We start from the raw sequence: 19,696 nt of genomic DNA on the forward strand, positions 1-19,696 counted from the left end.
CCACACAGAAAACAGGAGCCCGCAGCTGATGGAAGACAACGCCGATGTTCGCGTACCGGTTCTCGTCGTGGGCGGCTCCCTCGTGGGCCTGTCCACCTCGCTGTTCCTGAGCCGCCACGGAGTGAGGCACCTGCTGGTCGAGAAGCACTCCGGTACCTCCCCGCACCCGCGTGGCCGTGGCATCAACGCCCGGACGATGGAGCTGTACCGCACAGCAGGGGCGGAACACGCGATCCGCCGGGCGGCGTCCGTACTGGAGGGCATTCAGGGCATCCTGCAGGCGCGGTCGCTGACCGACACCGCCGACCACAACTGGCTGATCAAGTCGATCGACCCGTCCGGCGCACTGGCGCGTTTCAGCCCGACGCAGTGGTGCCTGTGCAGCCAGAACAACATCGAGCCGGTGCTGGCCGAACAGAGCCGCGCGCAGGGCGCCGACATCCGCTTCGGCAACGAGCTGATGAGCTTCGACCAGGACTCCACCGGGGTGAACGCCGTGGTGAAGGACCGCACGACGGGCGAGCACATCACGGTGCGGGCGGACTTCCTGATCGCGGCGGACGGGCCGCGCAGCCCCGTCCGCGAACAGCTGCGGATCCCCCAGACGGGTAACGGCGAGCTGTTCCACAACGTCAGCGTCACCTTCCGCTCGGAGCGGCTGGTGAAGGTGCTGGGCGACCTGCGCTTCATCGTCTGCTACCTGATGCGGCCGGGCGCCGACGGGGCGCTGCTGCCGGTGGACAACGACACCCAGTGGGTCTTCCACGCCCCCTGGCACCCCGACCAGGGCGAAACCCTGGAGGACTTCACCGACGAGCGGTGCGTGGACCAGATCCGCGAGGCGGTCGGTGTACCCGACCTGGACGTGGAGATCGGCGGCAAGGCGCCGTGGCACGCGGCCGAACGGGTGGCGGAGCGGTATGCGTCCGGTCGGGTGTTCCTGGCCGGGGACGCCGCCCACGAGATGTCGCCCACCGGGGCCTTCGGCTCCAACACCGGTATCCAGGACGCGCACAACCTGGCGTGGAAGATCGCCGCGGTACTGGACGGGTCGGCGGGCATCGAACTGCTCGACACCTATCAGGCCGAGCGGCTTCCGGTGGCCAGGGCCACGAGTGAGCGGGCGTCCGCCCGTTCGGCCGAACACAGCCACCCCGGATACGCGCCTCCGCCCACCATGGGCGGCGGACCGGGCAGCGGTGTCCTCACCACGGCGATGGCCTACTGCTATCCGCAGGGGGCGCTCGTCGGCGCCGCCCCGGGGCGGCCCGTCATCCCGGAGACGATGCAGTCGATGGGCGACACCGGGACCCGGGCCCCGCACATGTGGCTGACCAGGGCCGGTGAGCGGATCTCCACCCTGGACCTGTACGAGACCTCCTTCGTGCTGCTCAGCGGCGCGGGTACGCCGTGGCGGGCGGCCGCGGAACAGGTGGCCCGGGAGCTGGAGGTACGGCTGGAGGCCTACACGATCGGCTCCGCGCCGGATGCCGACCTGGTCCCGGCGGGCGGTGCCCCCTGGACCGAGGTCCACCGGCTGGCTGCCGACGGCGCCGTGCTCGTACGCCCGGACGGGTTCGTGGCCTGGCGCGCGGAGGGTGCGGTGGCCGATCCCCCGGCGGCGCTGCGGGAGGTCCTCTCGACGGTGCTGCGCCGGGCGTGACCGCCCACTCCCCCCGTCCGCCGGCCGTGCGCGCGGCCGGCGGACGGGGTTCAGCGGCAGGTCCAGCAACCTGCCCAGCAGTCGGCGTCGGGCCGGGCGGTACGGCGGCGGCCGGAACCGCCGCCGGCCACCCTCCCGGCGCCGCCCGTCGCGCCACCGCCACCGCCACCGTCACCGCCACGGTCACGGTCACGGTCACGGTCGAGGGCGGTCCGGTTCGCGTAACACGCGACAACGACCGCGATCGCGGCCAGTTCCTCGGGGGCGGCAACGCCCCTCTCCACACGCAGCAGGCTCGCTATCGGAACATCGTTCGACATCGGCACGGCCTCTCTCACGGGGGCTGCGCGTGCGCCCTGTCGCGTCGCGAGGGCCTGACCGGCTCGGCGTCGACGCGGGCGGCACACGGGTGGCTCGGCGCGCCGACGGGACGTGTTCCGCATGCGCGAACCGGCCTGTGGGGTCCTGCCGGATCCTGGGGACCCCTGTCGCGACCGACGGTACAAGCGCCCGGCGGACGCGGCACGCCGGGACTTCGGCACCCGGCGGGGTGGCCGTGAGCGGCCACCAGCCCCTGCTCTGCCGGGGCTGCGCCGGCCATCTGTACGCCGTCTGCACGACGGACCACACGGGCGGGAACAAGGTCGGCCAGTGGGAGGTCGACCACGAGATGCCCGTGTCGTGCCCGCTCGCCGGCCTGCTGCCGCTGACCGGCAGGGGCGTCTGCGTCCACGACCTGCCCGGCGCCGAGGAGGTCCTGGGCCCACGGCGCTGAACCGGGGCGCGTTGGGCCGCACGGGTGAGTACCCGTCCGCCGCGGACCTCACCGCGGCGGACTGCTGCGGTGCGTGCGGCCTCGATGCGTGCGCGGAGCTCCGTACGGCGCTGAGGTGCTTCGTCCAGCCAGGCCTGGGCGTCACTCAGGTCCTGTACGAGCTCCTGGCGTTCGTCGTCCCGTTTGCGCAGGTCCGGCGTCGCCGCCCGCTGCTGCTGGAGGGCGGCCTCGTCGGGCAGCAGGGCGTGCAGTGCACCGATGCCGGCGCGCAGGCGCTGCCCGGCGCGGGTGGGTCCGGCGGCGTCGAGCGCCGCGCACACGGGTCCGGCGGCACGCGGAAAGGTTTGGGCCTGCGGGCCCCGTCCCGGCGCCCCGGGAACGGCGCCGGCGGTCAGCTCGTCCGGCGGGTCCCCGCCTTCCTCGTCCTCCACTGGTCCGCCGTCATCACCCAGATGACGTCGATCCCCGACTCGCCGGGGGTGAGCGGGCCTTCGGGCGCCGGTACGCGCTCAAGCTCGGTGAATCCCAGGCGCCGCGCCACCGCCCCGCTGGCGTGGTTGGCGAGGTCGTGGTGGATCTCGACGCGGTCGATGCCCGCCAGCCGGAAGCCCTGGCCGACGAGGCCCGCGACGGCCATGGTGACCAGGCCCTGTCCGGTCCGGGCGGAGTGGAGCCAGTAGCCGATCTCGAGGCCGCCCGGCCCGATACGGCGCATGAGACTGCAGCCGCCGATCACTTCGGCGTCCAGGGTGATCGCGTAGGCGAAGGTCCGCCCGGTCTCCCACTCCTCATCGACCCGGGTGAGGAACGCGGCGGTCTGCCGCCTGCCGGGGTCGGCGGCCCAGGGCATCCACGGCACGAGCTGGTCCAGCGATTCGTGGATAGCCCGTTCCAGGGCGTCGAGGTCGCTCATGCGCCACCGGCGCAGGTCGACCCGGTCTGAACGGAAACTCTCGGCGGGCTCTTCCATGCACCGGATGCTCCCTCAGCGCGGCTGTCGGCGACAACGCATTAAGGGCTGCCCTCCCCGGGGTGACACAGCGCGTGCGCACGGGCGATGTCGACCGGCCCGTCCCCGGACAACCGGAGGAAGTGGTCCGCCTGCCAGGCCTGCGTGGCGTCCGCCTGACGACTGGTGGTGGTCACCCACGGCGGATAGACACGGAACGCGCGCTTGCCGCCGGAGCCGTTCGTCGACACGACGCCCCTCTCGCGCAGCACGTCCCGCGGGAACACGAACTGCCCGAACCGCTCGCCCTCGCGGGTGCTGATGACGAACAGGTCGACGGGATCCGCGGCGTCGAAGGGCTGGATCGGCCCGCCCGCGGACCTTTTCCACACCGTGACGAACTGGCCGGCCTTCGTCGGGGTCGTCCTGGCCACCCGGAACCTGACCGACAGGCCGTCCAGGGTGAAGCCGCACGCCCCGTAGTCGGCGCTCTCCGCCTCGGGCACCGGGCGCGAGCAGGTGAACCCGGCCGGGTCGTACACCAGCTCCTTCGCCCGCAACAGGTCACCGGGGATCCGCGGCTCGCCCTGCCAGGGTTCACATTCCACAGCCATACGGACATCCTGCCAGACTCCGAACTCCTGAACGAATCACGCCACGTCCACGCAACCCCGAGCCGACGGGCCGGCTGCGTGGCCCGCCAGGAGATCTCCCACCTCGGGACTGGAGGAGGACGAGGACGGCGGGCATCAGTGAGCGTCAGGTGCCGACCACATCACTGCGTCACGGGTAGGCACTCGGCGAGCAGGTCGACGATGTCGCGCCAGGCGCGCCGCGCGTGGTGGCCGACACGGGGGGGGGCGCGGCGTGGTCGACCGGCGGGCGGTGGAAGGCGTGCAGGGATCCGCCGTAGACCGTGAGTCGCCAGTCGACGCCTGCGGCCTGCATCTCGGCAGTGAAGGCCTCCCGTTGCGCAGGCGGCATGATCGGATCTTCCGAACCGACTCCGGCCCACACCGGGCAGCGAATACGTTCCGCCACGGGTGTTCACTTCCGGCGGACCGCAGTCCGTCTCCGGGACGCTGTCCGCCTGGCGGCCGGGCGACACCGTACGCACCTCCGAGCTGCCCCCCACCCCGCCATCAGCGCCCAGCGGGACAGCCGGGACACGCGCGAGCCGTGAACCGCCGCGCTCCCCGCGGGGGCAGGGTTGACGGTCCCGCCGGTCCGGAGCACAGTAGCCACCGTTCTGAGAGCGCTCCCAGAACGGTGGACCCAGCTCCGTATCCCCCCACCCCGCGCCTCGCCGCGCGCTTCAGAGAGGGCACCCATGCGCGACACATCCGGCAGGAAACGAGCGACCTTACGACGGGCCGCACTGGCCGCGATCGGTACCACGGCCCTGGTGGCGGCGGCCGCCACCGGCGTCGTGCTGCCCGCGAACGCCGCCGCTCCCCCCACCCCCGCGGGCTGGTCCCAGGTGTTCCTGGACGAGTTCGACGGGCCCGCCGGCTCCGGCGTGGACACCGCCGACTGGCAGTACACCACCGGCACCAGCTACCCCGGCGGCCCCGCCAACTTCGGTACCGGCGAGATCGAGACGATGACCGCCGACCCCGCCAACGTCTCCCTCGACGGCGCCGGACACCTGCGCATCACGCCCCGGCGGGACTCCGCCGGCCGGTGGACGTCCGGCCGCGTCGAGACCCGGCGCGGCGACTTCCAGCCCCCCGCGGGCGGCACCCTGCGCACCGAGGCCCGCATCCGGATGCCGGACATCACCGGCCCCGCGGCCAAGGGCTACTGGCCCGCCTTCTGGATGCTCGGCACCCCCTACCGCGGCAACTGGTGGAACTGGCCGGGCATCGGCGAGATCGACATCATGGAGAACGTCCAGGGCCTCAACACCGTCTGGGCCACCGTGCACTGCGGCACCAGCCCCGGCGGCCCCTGCAACGAGACGTCCGGCATCGGCGGCCAGCGCGTCTGCCCCGGGGCCACCTGCCAGGCCGGCTTCCACACCTACGCGGTCGAGTGGGACCGCTCGACCGCCGTCGAGCAGATGCGCTTCTACGTCGACGGGCTCAACTACCACACCGTTCGGGCCGATCAGGTGGACGCGACGACCTGGACCAACGCCACGAACCACGGCTACTTCATCATCCTGAACGTCGCGATGGGCGGCGGCTTCCCGGACGCCTTCGGAGGCGGGCCCGACGCCGGTACCGAGCCGGGCCACGCCATGGTCGTCGACTACGTGTCGGTCCAGCGGTCGACCGGCAGCACGACCCCGCCCACCACTCCCCCGACCACACCGCCCACGACCCCGCCGGCCGGCAACCGCGACGCGTACGCCGCGATCGAGGCCGAGTCGTACGACGGCCAGTCGGGCACGGCGACGGAGGCCTCCACGGACACGGGCGGCGGCCGGAACCTCGCAGCCCTCGGCAACGGCGACTGGGCCCTGTTCCGGGGCGTGAACTTCGGCTCCGCCCCGGCGACGCAGTTCCACGGCCGGGTCGCGAGCGGCGCCGCCGGCGGGGTGAGCGGGCTCGTCGAGGTACGGCTCGACAGCAGGACCTCGCCCCCGATCGGGAGCTTCTCCGTCGCGAACACCGGCGGTTGGCAGAGCTGGCGCACGGTACCGGCGAACATCACCGCGGTCACGGGCACGCACGACGTCTACCTGACCTTCACCAGCGGCCAGCCGGCGGACTTCGTGAACGTCAACTGGTTCGACTTCGGTCACTGAGCCCGGCGCAGCCCCGGCGCAGCCCCGGCCCCGCCACAGCCCCGCCACAGCCCCACCGCGGGCGCGCACCACGGTGCGCGCCCGCGTCAGGCGGCGGTCTTCCCGGCCAGGAAGCCTCGCAGTCTCGTCAGCGGCCACGCGTTGATGACGTCGTCCGCCGTAAGCCAGCCGCGCTGCGCCGTCCCCACCCCGTAGCGCATACAGGTCGGATGCGTGGCGGCGCGGGCGCCGGAGTTCACCGCGCACTTCACGCCGTACCGCTTCGCCCGCAGGAAGTCCTCGCCGCACCGGTCGAGCCGCTCGGGGTGGGCGTTGATCTCCAGGGGCGGTGCCGGCCCGCGCGCAGGCCTCGAAGACCGCGTCGAAGTCGGCCTCGATGCCCGGGCGTCTGCCGATGCGGCGGGTCGTCGGACGGCCGATGACGGCGACGTACGGGTTCTCGCAGGCTCGGATGAGACGGCGGGTCAGGTCGCGCCTGCTCTGGTTGGAGTGCGAGTGCACCGGGGCCACGCAGAGGTCGAAGCCGGCGAGGAACTCGTCGGGCCACCTCCCCGCCCCGGATCGCGATGAGGTCCGCGTACTCCTGGAGCATCGCCTCGACCTGGTCGTTGGCTCGGGCCATGCCTCCAGGGTGCCCCTCAGGCCCGGGGCGGGCACCCCGGACGAACGTGCGGCCCGAGGGTGGACGGGGCATAGCCTGGAGGGGTGGACGGTGCGTACGTGACGCTGTTCCTCGCCGGTGACGTGATGCTCGGCCGCGGCGTGGACCAGATCCTCCCGCACCCCGGTGACCCCGCGCTGCCGGAGGCGTACGTCCGTGATGCCCGCACCTACGTCGAGCTGGCGGAGACGGCGAACGGTGCCGTCCCGCGCCGGGTGCCGTACGCGTGGCCGTGGGGCGAGGCCCTGCCGGTCCTGGACGCGGCCGCCCCGGATGCCCGGATCGTCAATCTGGAGACCTCCGTCACCGTGAGCGGCGACCTCGCGCCCGGTAAGGCGGTCCACTACCGGATGCACCCCGCCAACGTTCCCGCGCTGGCCGTCGCCCGCCCCGACGTCTGCGTCCTCGCCAACAACCACGTCATGGACTACGGGCGGCGCGGCCTGGCCGAGACCCTCGACGTGCTCTCCGCCGCCGGGCTGCGGACGGCGGGTGCGGGCCGCGACCTCGACACGGCGCGGCGGCCCGCGGTGGTCCCCCTCCCCGGAGGCCGGCGCGTGCTGGTCCACGCCCTCGGTTCGGCGTCGAGCGGGATCCCCCACGACTGGGCGGCCGGGGCCGACCGGAGCGGTGTCGCCCTCGTCGAGGAGTCCTCGGAGGGGGACGCGGCCGAGGTGACCGGCCGCATCCGGCGTGCGAAACGGTCCGGCGACCTCGCGGTCGTCTCCGTCCACTGGGGTTCCAACTGGGGTTACGCCGTCCCCCGCGAGCAGGTCCGCTTCGCGCACGCCCTCGTCGACGGCGGCGCGGACGTCGTCCACGGGCATTCCTCGCACCATCCGCGCCCGATCGAGGTGTACCGGGGGCATCCGGTCCTCTACGGCTGCGGCGATCTGATCGACGACTACGAGGGGATCGGCGGACACGAGCGGTACCGGGACGACCTGCGGCTGCTGTACCTCCTCCGCCTGGAGCCGGACACCGGAATCCTCCACGACGCGTGCCTGGTCCCCCTGCAGGCCCACCGGATGCGGCTGCGCCGCGCCTCGCGCGCGGACACCGACCGGCTCGGCGAGGTACTCACCCGCGCCGGCCGTGCGTTCGGCACCTCGGTGTCCCGTACCCCGCTGGACACGCTCACCGTCCACACGGCCGGGTGAGCGATCGCGCAGGACGCGTCCTGGTTCGGCCGATGACAGCGCGGGCAGCCGCGTGGCACACAGACCGAGGCAGTGGAGTGACATCCAGAGCCGCTTCGTCGACGACCCGCAGGAGGCCGTGCGGTCGGCGGACACCCTGGTGGCGGAGGTCATGCAGGACCTGGCCGGCGGCCTCTCCACGCGCAAGCAGGGGCTGGAGGGGCAGTGGGGCCGCGGTGAGCAGATTTCGGCGGAGGATCTGCGGGTGGCGCTGCGGCACTACCGCTCGTTCTTCAACCGCCTTCTCAAGACCTGAACCGGCGGCCCGGCCGGGCATCCGCCCATCCCGCCCATCCCCGGGTGCCTGTGCCGGACGAGGTCAGGCCTCGTCCGGCACATGGATGTCCAGGACGCAGATGTCGTCCCGGTTGGCCAGGCGCCGCCCGGCCAGCGTGCGGGCGAGTTCCTCGTCGAGGCCGTCCCGCAGGAGCCGTACGGTGTCCTGGGCGAGCCGGTCCAGCCCGAGGTCGATGTCCTCGCCGGGCTCCTCCACGAGCCCGTCGGTGTAGAGCAACAGGCGGTCGCCCGGCAGGAGATCGATGACGGCCTGTCCGTAGGCGGAGTCGCGGGCGGCGCCCAGGAGGCAGCCGTCGGGCTGCGGCAGGAACCTCCCCCGGCCGTCGCGGATCAGCAGTGGCGGCAGGTGCCCGGCCCTCGCCCAGGTCAGGCGCCGCTCCTCCGGCTGGTAGCGGCCGATGAACATCGTCGCCGTGGCGGACGGCTCCGCATCCGTGTGGAGCAGGAGGTTGTTGAGGCGGCGCAGGACGTCGACGAGGGCCGATCCGGTGATGGTCATGCCCTTGGCGGTGAACCGCAGCTGCGCCATGGTGCCGACGGCCGCGAGTCCGTGGCCGGCCACGTCTCCGACGACGAAGAGCGCGCTCTTGTCGGGCAGTTCGATGGCGCTGTACCAGTCGCCGCCGACGTTGACCCCGCTGTCGGCGGGGATGCAGGCCACGCCGACGCACAGGCCGGCGAGTTCCAGGGACTGTTCGGGGATGGGCAGCAGGGTGGCCTGGAGCCGGGCGGCGAGGGCGCGTTCGGCCTGGAGCATGCCGCGCTGGAGGAGGACGGCCCGCTCGCTCTCACGCAGGGCGAGTTCGGCGTCGCGCAGGGCGGTGACGTCCTGGAAGAACCCGTGCACCTCGACCGGGGTGCCGTTGGCGTCGGTCTGCGCCTCCACGACGATCCGCAGGTGTCGTACGCCGCCCGAGGTGGTGATCCGGAAGGGCTGGTCCACGGCGTTCCCGAGCCTCAGCAGCCGTCGGACCGCGGCGGCGAGCCTCGGCTGGTCCTCCGGCAGCACGTGGCGGGGCAGTTCCTCCAGGCCGATGGGCCCCAGGGCGGCCTCGCGGTCGAAGATGGCGTAGACCTGGTCGGACCAGGTGACCCGGTCCGTCGTCAGCTGCCACCCGGCCCAGCCGAGGTTGCCCAGCCGCTGCATGTCGGCCAGCCTGCGCAGTTCGCGTTCGCTGGTGTCGTGCCGGATCCAGGAGACGACGAGGCGTTCTCCGAGGCGCGCGGCACGGACGGAGTACACCGATTCCTGGGGGAATCCGGCGCCCACCTCCTGGTACCGGAAGGGCTCGCCCTCGTACACCGCGCCGGTGGCGAGCGTGTCCCGGTAGCCCTCCCACAGCGCGGTGCCGGCCACGGTGGGGTAGGTCTCCAGGACCTTCCGCCCGATGAGTTCCTTGCCCCGGCGGCCGGCCACGTCGACCGAGTCGGGCGCGGCGGCGTCGATCCGGTAGTCCTCGATCTCCCCGGCGGTGGAACGCAGCGGAGTGAGCAGCACGGCGGGCCCGGAGATCACGTCGAGGATCCGCTGGGCCTGTTCCACGGCGTCGGGGGCGATCGCGGCCCCGTCCTCGGCGCCGGCGGTCCTGTCGAAGGCGCGCAGCAGCGCGCCGCACAGCCGTACGGCCTGGTGCAGCAGCGTCCGCGTGGCGGGTGCGAAGGCGCCGGGCCGGGTGCGCAGGAACCCCACGGCGGTCCTGGCGGGTCCCTCGGACGGTACGGGGATCCAGGCCCGCGAGGGCCACCGCTCGGGCGGGTTGCCGATCAGCAGGTAGCGGCGTGCGTCCGCCACCGGATCCTCCAGCCAGACCGCGTGCCGTGCGGCGATCGCTTCGAGGGCGGCGACCCCGCTGAGCGGCGGCACGTGGCTCCACTGGTCGGCCAGCTCTTCGTCGATGCCGGCGTGTCCGGCCAGTTCCAGGCTGCCCGCTGCGGTGACGGTGTAGATCATGACGGCGTCCACTCCGACCGCTTCGGCCAGTACGGCCCGCAGCAGCTCCGCGACGTCCCCCTCGTCGCCCGCCTCGGCCAGGCATTCCGCGATCCGGGCCGGCAGCGGGCGCAGCCCGTCGTCGTCGGGCGGGCCGTCGCACGGGCCCGCGGAGCCGACGTCGGGCTGCTGCCGGGCCCGGTCCTGGGCGGGGGCGGGCGACGGGGACGGGTCGGTCAGGGGTGCGGGGGGCCGCTCGGAGCGGATCTGGCCCAGAGCGAGCCAGCACTCCTCCATCAGGGTCCTGTCCCGCCGGGCGGCGCGTTCGAGCAGCTTCTCGTAGGCGGCGTCGGCGGAGATTCCCGTCTGGGCCATCAGGACGCCCTTGGCGCGCTCCAGCACGGCCGTGGCCGCGGCGATGCCCTCCAGGTCGGCGATCTCCGACCGCAGCCTGGCCACCACCTTGGCCAACGCCAGCACCTCGGGCGAGGCACCTTCGTCGGGAAGCACGACGTGGTGCGTCATAGCTTGAGGATGCCACGGCGGTACCCGGGTACGCGCCCGGCCGGTGGGCCCGGGGCGCCGTGCGCCCGCGGGAAGGGGGCGGCCCGCGGAGTTACCCTCGGAGCAGGCCGTGAAAGGGATGGTGCGCATGTGTCGGTGGCTCGCCTACTCGGGTACGCCCGTCCTGCTCGACACCGTGCTCTACCGCCCCGAGCACTCGCTGATCAACCAGAGCCTCAAGTCGCGGCTGGGTGTGGAATCGACCAACGGCGACGGTTTCGGCCTCGGCTGGTACAGCGCGGACGGCAACGGGACACCCGCGGTCTTCCGTGACATCGGCCCGGCCTGGAACAACCGCAACCTCCAGGAGCTCGCGGCGCACGTCCGCTCGCCGCTGTTCTTCGCGCACGTCAGGGCCTCGACCGGATCGGCGATCCAGCAGACGAACTGCCACCCGTTCCGCCACGGCCGCTGGCTGTGGATGCACAACGGGGCGATCGGGGACTTCAACCGGCTCCAGCGCGACCTGTGCATGGCCGTCGACCCGGCCCTGTTCCCGTGCATCGAGGGGTCCACGGACTCCGAGGTGATGTTCTACCTCGCGGTCACCTACGGGCTCGACCAGGACGTTCCGGGTGCTGTGGCCAGGATGGCGGGGCTCGTGGAGCGACTGGGCAAGGAGCACGGCGTGGCCGAGCCGCTCCAGATGACGGTGGCGGTGAGCGACGGCGAGCGCGTGTGGGCGTTCCGGTACTCCAGCCAGGGCAGGTCCCGGTCGCTCTACTACAGCAGCCGGGCCGACACGGTCCGGCACCTCTATCCGGAGATCGACTATCTGAGGGAGGTCTCCGACGAGACCCGGATCGTGGTCTCCGAGCCGCTGGGTGACCTGCCGGGCGTGTGGAACGAACTCCCCGAGAGCAGCTACGCAGTCGTCCCGTCCGGACCGGACGTGGACTACCTCCCCTTCATTCCGGAGTTCTAGCCGCGGCCGTACCCCTGAGTGGGGGGCGATGCGGCGGGTAGGTGGAGCTCTGGGGAGGGCCTGGAAGGACGGCACCACCGCCTCGGCCGAACCGGTGTCCACCGGTTGCCGGCGGCGCCCACCCCCACCCGGAAGGACCCCGATGTCACTGGCCGTGTCCACGTCGGCGCCCCACCGCGGCAGCCGGACCCTCGCGCCCCTCCGGCCGGGAAGCGGCGGGTCCGCCGCGGCCACCGTGCCGACCATGGGCGTGGAGGAGGAGTTCCTGCTCGTCGACCGCCGCACCCGGGCCCCGGTGGGCCGGGCGGCCCGTGTCATCGAGGCGGCTGCGGGCAAGCTCGGACCACTGGTCCAGCCGGAGTTCTTCACCGCGCAGGTCGAGTCGTGCACGAGCCCCACGTCGAGCACGGCCGTGCTGCGGGCCGAGCTGGCCTGGCTGCGGGCCGAGCTGGTCCGGGCGGCGGACGCGGCGGACTGCCTGCTCATCGGGACCGGTACTCCCGTGATCCCGCCGGAGGGTCCGCTCAGCGTCACGCCGGACGAACGGTACCGGCGGATGGAGGTCCGCTTCGCCTCCGCCATAGCGGGCCACGACCAGCCCGTGTGCGGCTGCCACGTCCACATAGGCGTGTCCTCCCGGGCGCAGGCCCTGGACCTGGCCAACCGGCTGCGGCCCTGGCTGCCCACCCTGCAGGCCCTCAGCGCCAATTCCCCCTTCGACCGGGGCCGGGACACCGGGCATGCCAGCTGGCGGGCGGTCGAACACGCCCGCTGGCCCACCGTGGGACCCGCTCCCTTCCTCGACGAGGCCTCGTACGAACGCATGGCCCACGACCTGGTGCGGTGCGGTGCCCTGCTGGACCGGCGGATGATCTACTGGTACGCCCGTCCGTCCGAGCACGTCCCGACGCTGGAGATCCGCGTCGCCGACGTGAACGCCCGCCTCGACACCGTCGTACTGCTCGCGGCGCTCGTCCGCGGGCTCGCGGGGGTGCTGCTGCCGGAGCGCGACGAGGGCCGGCCGCCACCGTTCCTGGAGTGCGGGCGGCTGCGGGAGGCCCATCGGCTGGCGGCCCTGCACGGGCTGTGCGGCGGTGAGGGCCTCGACCCGGTCGCCGGGGCTCACGTACCCGTGTGGGACATGCTGGACCGGCTGCGCGAGCGGGCCGCTCCCGGGCTGGCCGCGGCCGGTGACCTGCGGCTGGTGGACACCCTGCTCGACCGGCTGCGCGCGGAGGGGGGCGGGGCGGCCCGTCAGCGGGCCGCCCATGTCCGGCGCGGGCGGCTGAGTGACGTGGTCGACGACCTGGCGAGGACGACGGCGTCCGCGTGAGGACCGGACCGGGGCGGGACCGGTCCCTCGTACGAGGGCCCCAGGTTTCCGCTCACCCCGGCCGGGCACGTGCCGGGAAAGGGGATCTCCGGGCCCCGAGTGGACAGCGAGAGGACGGGAGAGGACGGGAGAAGGCCCCGGGGGACACGAAAGGAGCTGTCATGGACGACCAGGGCGGCGCAGGAGGAGTACCGCTGCACCACGACGACGAAGGCCGGCGCCGGGCCCCGCACCCCGGGCAACGGGCCGGAAGGCCCCGGCGGGACGACGGGACCACGCGGGCCGACGGGACCACTCGGGCCGCGGACACCGACGAGGCCAGCCGACTCGACCGGCCCCTGGAATCCGACGGACCCGGCCGGGGCACCCGGTGGACGGGTCCGGACGACGAACGGCCCGCCGGCCCCCGCCGGTCGACTTGAGGAGGCCGGCGTGCACCGGAGCCACCGGCCGGCCACGGGCCGCGCCCCCGGCTTCCTGGCCATCTACCTCAACGACCACCTGACCGGTGCGAACGGCGGCGTCGAGATGCTCCGCAGGGCCGCCGGCGCACACCGGGGCGGGGTCCTCGGCACCTCCCTGGAATCGCTGGCCGAGCAGGTGGCGCAGGACCGGCTGACCCTGCGCACCCTGGCCGATCTCGACGTTCCCGTGATGAGGACCAGGGCCGCTCTCGGCCGGCTCGCCGAGAAGGTGGGCAGGCTGAAGCTCAACGGACGGACCGTGTCCCGCTCCCCGCTCAGCGACGTACTGGAACTCGAAGCGATGCGCCTGGGCGTCGAGGGCAAGGCGGCCTGCTGGCGTACGCTGCGGAGCCTGGCCCGCACCGACCCCCGCATCGACACCGCCCTGATCGAGGAGCTGATCCAGCGGGCGGAGCAGCAGATCCGCGCCCTGGAGGCCATGCGCAGCGCCTGCGCTTCGCAGCTCTTCGCGCGTGAGGCCCGCGGCCGGGCCGCGACACCCCATGCGGCGCAGGCCGTGCGGCGCCGCGGTCTGCGCGGTCTGCCCGGGACGGGCCCGACCTGACCGGCACGAGGGCCTCACCCCCTGCCCCCTGCCCCGCCGCACCGCCGCACCGCTGCACCGCTGCGCCGCTTCGGGCGAGTCCCCGGAACCGCGCGAGGCGGCGGGCGGACGCCGGTTCCGGGGGCGGGTCGGCCACCGGGGCGAGGGGCCCGCGCGGGAACGTGGCCGCTCCGGCATCCTGGGCGTGAACCGGACATGTGCGGGGAGGCGCCCGAGTGCCACTCCCGTCCGGCCACCGGGGCGGGCGGCAGGCGCAGGCACACGTACAGCCACGAGAGAGGCGAGAGCCGTGAACGAGAAGGACATCTGGGGATACCACGAAGGCTCCGGCCACCACAGCGGCATCGATCTCGTCGGCTACAGGGTCGAGGCGACCGACGGCCACATCGGGAAGGTGGACAAGCACTCGGCGGACTTCCGGGCCTCCCACATCGTCGTCGACACAGGCGTCTGGATCTTCGGCAAGCACGTCCTGCTCCCGGCGGGCACCGTCGACCGCATCGACGCGGCCGAGGAGAAGGTCTACCTCAACCTGACCAAGGAGCAGATCAGGAACGCACCCGACTACGACGAGGCCAAGTACGCCGGCGAACCGAACTTCATGGACCGGTTCGGCCACTACTACGGCCAGTCCCACATGTGAGGGGCGCCCGTGAGGTACGCGGGTCCCGGCCGGGAGTACGCGCGCGCTCGGTACCTCACCACGCGGATCACGGCCGACGCGGGTGAGGGGTTCCCGGTGGAGGCCGCGCCGCCGGAGCACACCCCGCTCCCCTCCCGACCTCACACCCTGCGTTGATCACCCGTTACCCTTCTGTTCGGCGAGGCGACCGCCTGTTGATCATGGAGGAAATCACGTGCCCGAACCGCGTTCCGGCAGCCGTCCCACCCTGGAGGCCGTCGCGGCGCTCGCGGGCGTGTCGAGGGCCACGGTCTCCCGCGTGGTCAACGGCGGCGAGGGCGTCCGCCCGCATCTGGCGGACCGGGTGCAGACGGCGATCCAGGAGCTGGGATACATCCCCAACCATGCGGCGCGGACGCTGGTCACCCGGCGCACCGGTGCCGTCGCGGTGATCATCCCCGAGCCCGAGGCCCGGATCTTCTCGGACCCCTTCTTCTCCCGTCAGATACGCGGCATCAGCAAGGAGTTGACCGCGCACGACACCCAGCTGGTGCTGCTGCTGGTGGAGGACCGCTGCGACTACGACCGCATCGAGCGGTACCTGGCCGGCGGCCACGTCGACGGGGCGCTCGCCTTCTCCCTCCACACGGACGATCCGCTGCCCGCCATCGCTGCCCGCATGGGCATGCCCATGGTCTACGGCGGCCGGCCCGGCTGGACCGCCGGGCCCGGCGGGGACGACAGGGTCACGTACGTCGACGCGGACAACCGCGGGGGCGCCCGGGACGCCGTACGGCACCTGCTGGCGCAGGGCCGGCGGCGGATCGCGCACATCTGCGGCCCGCTCGACCAGACTTCGGCGGCCGATCGGCTGAGCGGCTACCGCGACGTGATCCCGGCCGCCGGGCGCGAGCTGGTCGCCGTGGGGGACTTCACCGCGGCGGGAGGTGCCCGCGCGATGGCCGAACTGCTCGACCGGGACCCCTCGATCGACGCGGTCTTCGCCGGCAACGACCTGATGGCGACCGGTGCGCTGCGCGTGCTGCGCGAGCGCGGCCGGTCGGTGCCCGGGGAGGTGGCGGTGGTGGGCTTCGACGATGCCGAACCGGTGGCGGAGAGCGCCGACCCGCCGTTGACGACGGTGCGTCAGGACGTCGAGGGCATGGGGCGGATGATGGCGCGGCTGCTGATGGAGCGGCTGGCCGACGGCCGTGAGGGCCGGACCGTACCGGGCCCGGTGATAACCGAGACGGCTCTGGTGCAGCGAGCGTCGGGCTGACGCGGGACACGGCCCGGCGCGGAACCCGGGCGGACCGGAATCCGGCGGACCGGAATCCGGGCGGGCGCCGGGGCCCGATGCGGGCCCCGGGTCCGGCACGGTCAGCGCTGCGGGCACTGCTTCCAGGAGAAGTGGTACACGCTGTTGATGCTGCCGTCCGTCGAGTCGAGCGCCATGAAGCTGGTCCTCGACGGATCGGACGTGCCGACCTCCGCACGCAGTTCGGTGTTGATGTTGAAGTTGCGCTGCTCACCGCACGGGGACCAGACCAGGGCCTCGATGCCCGTGGTGTCGGTGGCCTGCCAGTTGTCGTCGAGGGCGCCGTCGAACCGGTGGGTCCGGTAGGCGGTCTGGCTCATGCCCTGGAAGTAGTAGCTGGCCTTCTGGGTGCCGATCGCGCCCGGCTGGAGGCTGCCGAAGCCGCGGTAGTCGGCCTTGGCGATGGCGTAGGTGTAGCCCTGCGGGACGTGGACGACCAGGGACAGCAGGCAGTTCTTGCGGCCCTCGACGGCGGGCGCGCCGCCACCGGCCTGGGCCACGTACTCGCTGTAGGTAACGGTGAAGGCCGAGTTGTCGGGTGACACGGCGACGGTGGCGCTGCCGGGACGGCAGCCCGATCCGTTGACCGTGGCGACGTCCACGGTCACCTGGTCGGCGGGGGCGGAGGGGGAGGCCCCTGATGAGGGGGAGGCCCCGGCGGAGGGGCTGAGCGTGACGAGCGTTGCGGTCACGGCGGCTGCGGTGAATCCGGTACGGAGCGACTTGATCACACCGACATGGATAGCGGTCGGCGGCCGGCGGGTCGGGCCGACGGGTACGCGCCCTCACCTTGACGGCCGAAACGGTTCACCGCAGAAACGATAAACCACCACATTCAGACCCGCCGAACGGCCCCAAGTACCCCAGGGAACGCCCCGGTCGGGCCGGGTCGCACCGGCCCGGGCTTCCACTTCGCCCTAATATCGCCAAGATCCTTCAGGTCATCAGCGCGTTCCGGAGCCGGCCTCGGCACCGGGCTCTCCTGCGGTGAGGAGTCGGTCCCATGTCCCGCGCCTCGCGGTCCGCCGTCCTGTCGGTGCTGGCGCTCGCCGCCGCCCTGGCCCTCCCCGCGGCCGGGCCGCCCGCACCGGCCCGGGCGGCGGTCCACCACACCGGCGACGAGGCCGCCGTGCTCGGCGAGGACCACGCCCGGACCCATGCGGGGCTGCGCCGGGCCGCCCAGGGCGCCCAGGGGTACCCGCAGTCGAGGCGGACGGCGAGCCTGGCGGCCCTGGAGGAGTCCCAGCGCAGGGCCAACGCCGGTTTCGACGCGGCCCGGTTCGGCCGCTTCACACGATTCTTCCCCTCCCCCGACTTCGGGGTCCACGTGGCCCTGCTGCCCACGGGCAAGGTGCTGCTGTTCTCCTTCGAGCGTGTGGAGGCGGACCCCACGAAGGAGACCGGGCCGACGGACACCGTGGGCCGGGCCAACGCCGGCCGCGCGTGGTTGTGGGACCCCGCCGCGGGGACCGGGGCGCGGGCCTTCACGAACGTGCCGCCACCGGTGGTGCTGGTGCCCGACGGCACCCACTTCCCCCGCCCTGCGCCGTTCTTCTGCGCCGGGCACTCCTACCTGCCCAACGGGATGGTCGGGGTCTTCGGCGGCAACGTCGGGGGCAAGGGCGGCAGCGGCGCCAGGCTGTCCTTCGTCTTCGACCCGTGGACGGAGAAGTGGTTCCGCAACCGCGACATGGCGGTCGGCCGCTGGTACCCGTCCGTCGTGACCGGCGCGGACGGCCGGCAGGTCATCATGTCCGGACAGTCCGAGCGCGGTACGGGCACCCCCACCCCGGTGGTGGAGCGCTTCCCCGCGCTCGGACACCGCGTGCCCTGGCGGCCGTACGAGATCCCGGTCGACGTCCCCGCCGAGCGGCTCCGCTCGGACGCGCCCTTCCGCAACGACTACCCGCACCTCTTCTCGCTGCGCGACGGGATGATCTACGGGCTCGGTCGCGACGCGGACCAGCAGTGGCTCTTCGACCCGGTCCAGGACGTACGCCGGGACCTGCCGCGACGGCCCGCCGACTTCCGGGGTTACGGCTCGGCCGTGCCGCTGCCGGCCGGGTTCCGGGGCCCGGACTCCGTCCTGGTCCTCGGCGGCGATCCGCGCGACCCGCACACGTACCGGCTGTCCGGCGGGCGCTGGACCGCCGAGGAGTCCAGGGCGTTCGGCCGCACCCAGGACGGCACCCTGATCCTGCCGGACGGCACGCTGCTCACCGTGAACGGCGCCCTGGACACCCGGGACTACGGACACGGCCCGTTCAACCCGAAGGCCGATCCGAAGTACCGGCAGATCGAACTGCGCGACGCGCGCGGCCGGTGGACGCTGGGACCGGCCCAGCGGCTGCCCCGCGGCTACCACTCCAACGCCCTGATCCTGCCCGACGGCCGGATGATGGTCACCGGCGACGAGCTCCAGCAGATCGCCAACGACCCCGACATCGAGGACGGGATGGACGGCAGCATCGAGCTCTACGAGCCCGCCTATCTGCACCGGGGTGCCCGGCCGGCGCTCGACCGGGTCCCGGCGGGCGACCTGCGGTACGACACCGCCTTCCAGGTGTCCAGCTCGACGGCGAAGGACGCCCGGCGGGCCGTCCTGCTCGCCCCGACCACCGTCACCCATTCGGTGAACACCAGCCAGCGCCACCTGGACCTGCGGATGACGGGCGTCCAGGGCGACAGGATCGGGCTGCGGACCCCGCCGAGCGCGGCCGACGCCCCGCCCGGCCACTACATGCTCTTCCTGCTCGACGCGAAGGGCGTGCCGAGCACCGCGAAGTGGATCAAGCTCGGCGTCCGCTGAGCCGACGCCCGGGCCGTGCCGTCCCGGGATCTCCACCCGCTCGACCGGCACCTACACCTAGAAGGCTGATGAAGATCTTGTTGGGGGGCTGTCCGGCCGTAGGCCGGGCGGCCCTTTGGTCTATGTGGTGGTGGGGGTGAGGGTCCAGGTGGTGCCGGTGTGGGTGAGTCCGAGGTTGATGAGGCGGCGGAGGTTGAGGGCGGCTGCCCGGTTGTGGAGCCAGGTGTTGTTCTTGAGGACGCCTCGGTAGGGGACGCGGCGGTTGCCTTTGGCGACGAGCCAGGCGATGGCGCGTTCGACGGGTGGCCGCCAGCGGCGGTACTCGTCCTGCCATTCCTGGCTGGTGGCGGCCTGGTCCCTGGCGGCTTTGAGGAGGTCGTACTGGGGATGGACGCTGAAGACGCGTCCGGTCTTGGACCTGGTGCAGCGCTCGCGCAGAGGGCAGTCGAGGCAGAGTTTCTTGAACTGGGCCTGGCGGTTACCGCCCGCGAGGGGGCGGCCGAGGGCTTTGGTGTGGCCGGCCGGGCAGGTGACGGTCCCGGCCTGGGTATCGACCTGGAAATCGTCGGTCGTGAAGCCGCCGGGGATGGCCTGCCGCAGGGGCGGCGGCTTGAGCACGAGGGTGTGGCCGTCGGCTTCGAGGCTCCGGCGGAGTTCGCCGGTTCCGTAGGCGGTGTCACCGAGGACGGTCAGTTCCTGGTCCTGGTCCTCGTCGGCGAGGAGGTCTGGGGCGACGGCGGCCTCGTGGTTGCCGGCTCCGCTGCCGGCGGTGAGCGCGACCTCGGTGAACAGTCCCGCCTCGGGCTCGAACGCGGCATGCGCGCGGAAGCCCTCCTGGTGGCGGGTCCGGTTCTTGTGGATGTGCCGGGC

The 19,696-nt window shown here is 73.1% G+C and carries 18 protein-coding genes and 2 pseudogenes; 12 read left to right on the forward strand and 8 right to left on the reverse strand.

All coding sequences use genetic code 11. The annotated features are described in order from the left end of the window. Nucleotides 1-28 precede the first annotated feature (28 nt). A complete protein-coding gene (locus ACIPXC_RS19470) occupies nt 29-1,663 on the forward strand; it encodes an FAD-dependent oxidoreductase (protein WP_401619478.1) in 1,635 nt (544 codons plus the stop codon). Between the two features lie 50 nt (nt 1,664-1,713). On the opposite strand, the gene ACIPXC_RS19475 is transcribed toward ACIPXC_RS19470, so the two are convergent. Beyond that, nucleotides 1,714-2,106 carry an acyl-CoA carboxylase epsilon subunit gene (locus ACIPXC_RS19475; protein ID WP_401619481.1) on the reverse strand — a complete coding sequence of 131 codons (393 nt, stop codon included), beginning with the start codon at nt 2,104-2,106 and terminating at the stop codon, nt 1,714-1,716. A 113-nt stretch (nt 2,107-2,219) separates the two neighbouring features. On the opposite strand from ACIPXC_RS19475, the gene ACIPXC_RS19480 reads away from it, so the two are divergent. Continuing rightward, on the forward strand, nt 2,220-2,438 hold the full coding sequence (locus ACIPXC_RS19480; protein ID WP_030848328.1) for a hypothetical protein: 219 nt from the start codon (nt 2,220-2,222) through the stop codon (nt 2,436-2,438). 391 nt (nt 2,439-2,829) lie between these two features. On the opposite strand, the gene ACIPXC_RS19485 is transcribed toward ACIPXC_RS19480, so the two are convergent. The 3 genes and pseudogenes from ACIPXC_RS19485 to ACIPXC_RS19495 form a co-directional block, all read right to left on the reverse strand. Beyond that, entirely contained in the window at nt 2,830-3,408 is a 579-nt protein-coding gene (locus ACIPXC_RS19485) for a GNAT family N-acetyltransferase (RefSeq protein ID WP_401619485.1), read from the reverse strand. 41 nt (nt 3,409-3,449) lie between these two features. Continuing rightward, on the reverse strand, nt 3,450-4,001 hold the full coding sequence (locus tag ACIPXC_RS19490; protein WP_401619488.1) for a MepB family protein: 552 nt from the start codon (nt 3,999-4,001) through the stop codon (nt 3,450-3,452). A gap of 161 nt (nt 4,002-4,162) precedes the next feature. Next, a pseudogene (locus ACIPXC_RS19495) lies at nt 4,163-4,425 on the reverse strand (dienelactone hydrolase family protein); the annotation flags it as partial. Nucleotides 4,426-4,717: 292 nt separating this feature from the next. On the opposite strand from ACIPXC_RS19495, the gene ACIPXC_RS19500 reads away from it, so the two are divergent. Beyond that, nucleotides 4,718-6,139, forward strand: a complete 1,422-nt coding sequence (locus ACIPXC_RS19500; RefSeq protein ID WP_401619490.1) for a glycoside hydrolase family 16 protein — start codon at nt 4,718-4,720, stop codon at nt 6,137-6,139. Between the two features lie 86 nt (nt 6,140-6,225). On the opposite strand, the pseudogene ACIPXC_RS19505 reads toward ACIPXC_RS19500, so the two are convergent. Then, a pseudogene (locus ACIPXC_RS19505) lies at nt 6,226-6,685 on the reverse strand (DNA polymerase/3'-5' exonuclease PolX); the annotation flags it as partial. A 159-nt stretch (nt 6,686-6,844) separates the two neighbouring features. Here ACIPXC_RS19505 and ACIPXC_RS19510 point away from each other — a divergent pair. Next, entirely contained in the window at nt 6,845-7,960 is a 1,116-nt protein-coding gene (locus ACIPXC_RS19510) for a CapA family protein (protein WP_401619496.1), read from the forward strand. Nucleotides 7,961-8,012: 52 nt separating this feature from the next. Continuing rightward, entirely contained in the window at nt 8,013-8,255 is a 243-nt protein-coding gene (locus tag ACIPXC_RS19515; protein ID WP_401619499.1) for a hypothetical protein, read from the forward strand. A gap of 63 nt (nt 8,256-8,318) precedes the next feature. Here the strand turns inward: ACIPXC_RS19515 and ACIPXC_RS19520 are convergent, their stop codons facing one another. Beyond that, a complete protein-coding gene (locus ACIPXC_RS19520) occupies nt 8,319-10,751 on the reverse strand; it encodes a SpoIIE family protein phosphatase (protein ID WP_401619501.1) in 2,433 nt (810 codons plus the stop codon). Nucleotides 10,752-10,878: 127 nt separating this feature from the next. On the opposite strand from ACIPXC_RS19520, the gene ACIPXC_RS19525 reads away from it, so the two are divergent. From ACIPXC_RS19525 to ACIPXC_RS19550, 6 genes are all read left to right on the forward strand, one after another. After that, nucleotides 10,879-11,715, forward strand: a complete 837-nt coding sequence (locus ACIPXC_RS19525) for a class II glutamine amidotransferase (protein WP_386455958.1) — start codon at nt 10,879-10,881, stop codon at nt 11,713-11,715. 142 nt (nt 11,716-11,857) lie between these two features. Next, nucleotides 11,858-13,048 carry a glutamate--cysteine ligase gene (locus ACIPXC_RS19530; RefSeq protein WP_401619505.1) on the forward strand — a complete coding sequence of 397 codons (1,191 nt, stop codon included), beginning with the start codon at nt 11,858-11,860 and terminating at the stop codon, nt 13,046-13,048. 161 nt (nt 13,049-13,209) lie between these two features. Further along, entirely contained in the window at nt 13,210-13,470 is a 261-nt protein-coding gene (locus ACIPXC_RS19535) for a hypothetical protein (RefSeq protein ID WP_401619508.1), read from the forward strand. Nucleotides 13,471-13,480: 10 nt separating this feature from the next. After that, nucleotides 13,481-14,077, forward strand: coding sequence for a hypothetical protein (locus tag ACIPXC_RS19540; protein WP_401619511.1), 597 nt, complete (start codon nt 13,481-13,483; stop codon nt 14,075-14,077). A 289-nt stretch (nt 14,078-14,366) separates the two neighbouring features. Next, a complete protein-coding gene (locus ACIPXC_RS19545) occupies nt 14,367-14,720 on the forward strand; it encodes a PRC-barrel domain-containing protein (protein WP_401619513.1) in 354 nt (117 codons plus the stop codon). Between the two features lie 214 nt (nt 14,721-14,934). Continuing rightward, nucleotides 14,935-15,978: a LacI family DNA-binding transcriptional regulator gene (locus tag ACIPXC_RS19550; protein WP_401619516.1), complete on the forward strand. Its 1,044-nt coding sequence runs from the start codon at nt 14,935-14,937 to the stop codon at nt 15,976-15,978. A gap of 101 nt (nt 15,979-16,079) precedes the next feature. Here ACIPXC_RS19550 and ACIPXC_RS19555 read toward each other — a convergent pair whose 3' ends face one another. Then, the gene (locus ACIPXC_RS19555) at nt 16,080-16,748 is read right to left on the reverse strand and encodes a DUF4360 domain-containing protein (RefSeq protein WP_401619519.1); all 669 of its coding nucleotides are present in this window, start codon (nt 16,746-16,748) and stop codon (nt 16,080-16,082) included. 272 nt (nt 16,749-17,020) lie between these two features. Between ACIPXC_RS19555 and ACIPXC_RS19560 the strand changes: the two genes are divergently transcribed. Further along, a complete protein-coding gene (locus tag ACIPXC_RS19560) occupies nt 17,021-18,826 on the forward strand; it encodes a galactose oxidase-like domain-containing protein (RefSeq protein WP_401619521.1) in 1,806 nt (601 codons plus the stop codon). A gap of 120 nt (nt 18,827-18,946) precedes the next feature. On the opposite strand, the gene ACIPXC_RS19565 is transcribed toward ACIPXC_RS19560, so the two are convergent. Continuing rightward, nucleotides 18,947-19,696 (reverse strand): transposase (locus ACIPXC_RS19565; protein ID WP_401619524.1); only part of this gene is annotated, 750 nt, incomplete at its 5' end.

Origin of the sequence: Streptomyces sp. NPDC090021 (assembly GCF_044748225.1) — a bacterium.
Lineage (GTDB): Bacteria > Actinomycetota > Actinomycetes > Streptomycetales > Streptomycetaceae > Streptomyces.

Excerpts from the sequence above, each read along its gene's own strand:
- ACIPXC_RS19470 (WP_401619478.1), top strand. The coding sequence starts at position 29 with ATGGAAGACAACGCCGATGTTCGCGTACCGGTTCTCGTCGTGGGCGGC.
- ACIPXC_RS19475 (WP_401619481.1), bottom strand. The coding sequence starts at position 2,106 with ATGCGGAACACGTCCCGTCGGCGCGCCGAGCCACCCGTGTGCCGCCCG.
- ACIPXC_RS19485 (WP_401619485.1), bottom strand. The coding sequence starts at position 3,408 with ATGGAAGAGCCCGCCGAGAGTTTCCGTTCAGACCGGGTCGACCTGCGC.
- ACIPXC_RS19490 (WP_401619488.1), bottom strand. The coding sequence starts at position 4,001 with ATGGCTGTGGAATGTGAACCCTGGCAGGGCGAGCCGCGGATCCCCGGT.
- ACIPXC_RS19500 (WP_401619490.1), top strand. The coding sequence starts at position 4,718 with ATGCGCGACACATCCGGCAGGAAACGAGCGACCTTACGACGGGCCGCA.
- ACIPXC_RS19520 (WP_401619501.1), bottom strand. The coding sequence starts at position 10,751 with ATGACGCACCACGTCGTGCTTCCCGACGAAGGTGCCTCGCCCGAGGTG.
- ACIPXC_RS19525 (WP_386455958.1), top strand. The coding sequence starts at position 10,879 with ATGTGTCGGTGGCTCGCCTACTCGGGTACGCCCGTCCTGCTCGACACC.
- ACIPXC_RS19530 (WP_401619505.1), top strand. The coding sequence starts at position 11,858 with ATGTCACTGGCCGTGTCCACGTCGGCGCCCCACCGCGGCAGCCGGACC.
- ACIPXC_RS19535 (WP_401619508.1), top strand. The coding sequence starts at position 13,210 with ATGGACGACCAGGGCGGCGCAGGAGGAGTACCGCTGCACCACGACGAC.
- ACIPXC_RS19560 (WP_401619521.1), top strand. The coding sequence starts at position 17,021 with ATGTCCCGCGCCTCGCGGTCCGCCGTCCTGTCGGTGCTGGCGCTCGCC.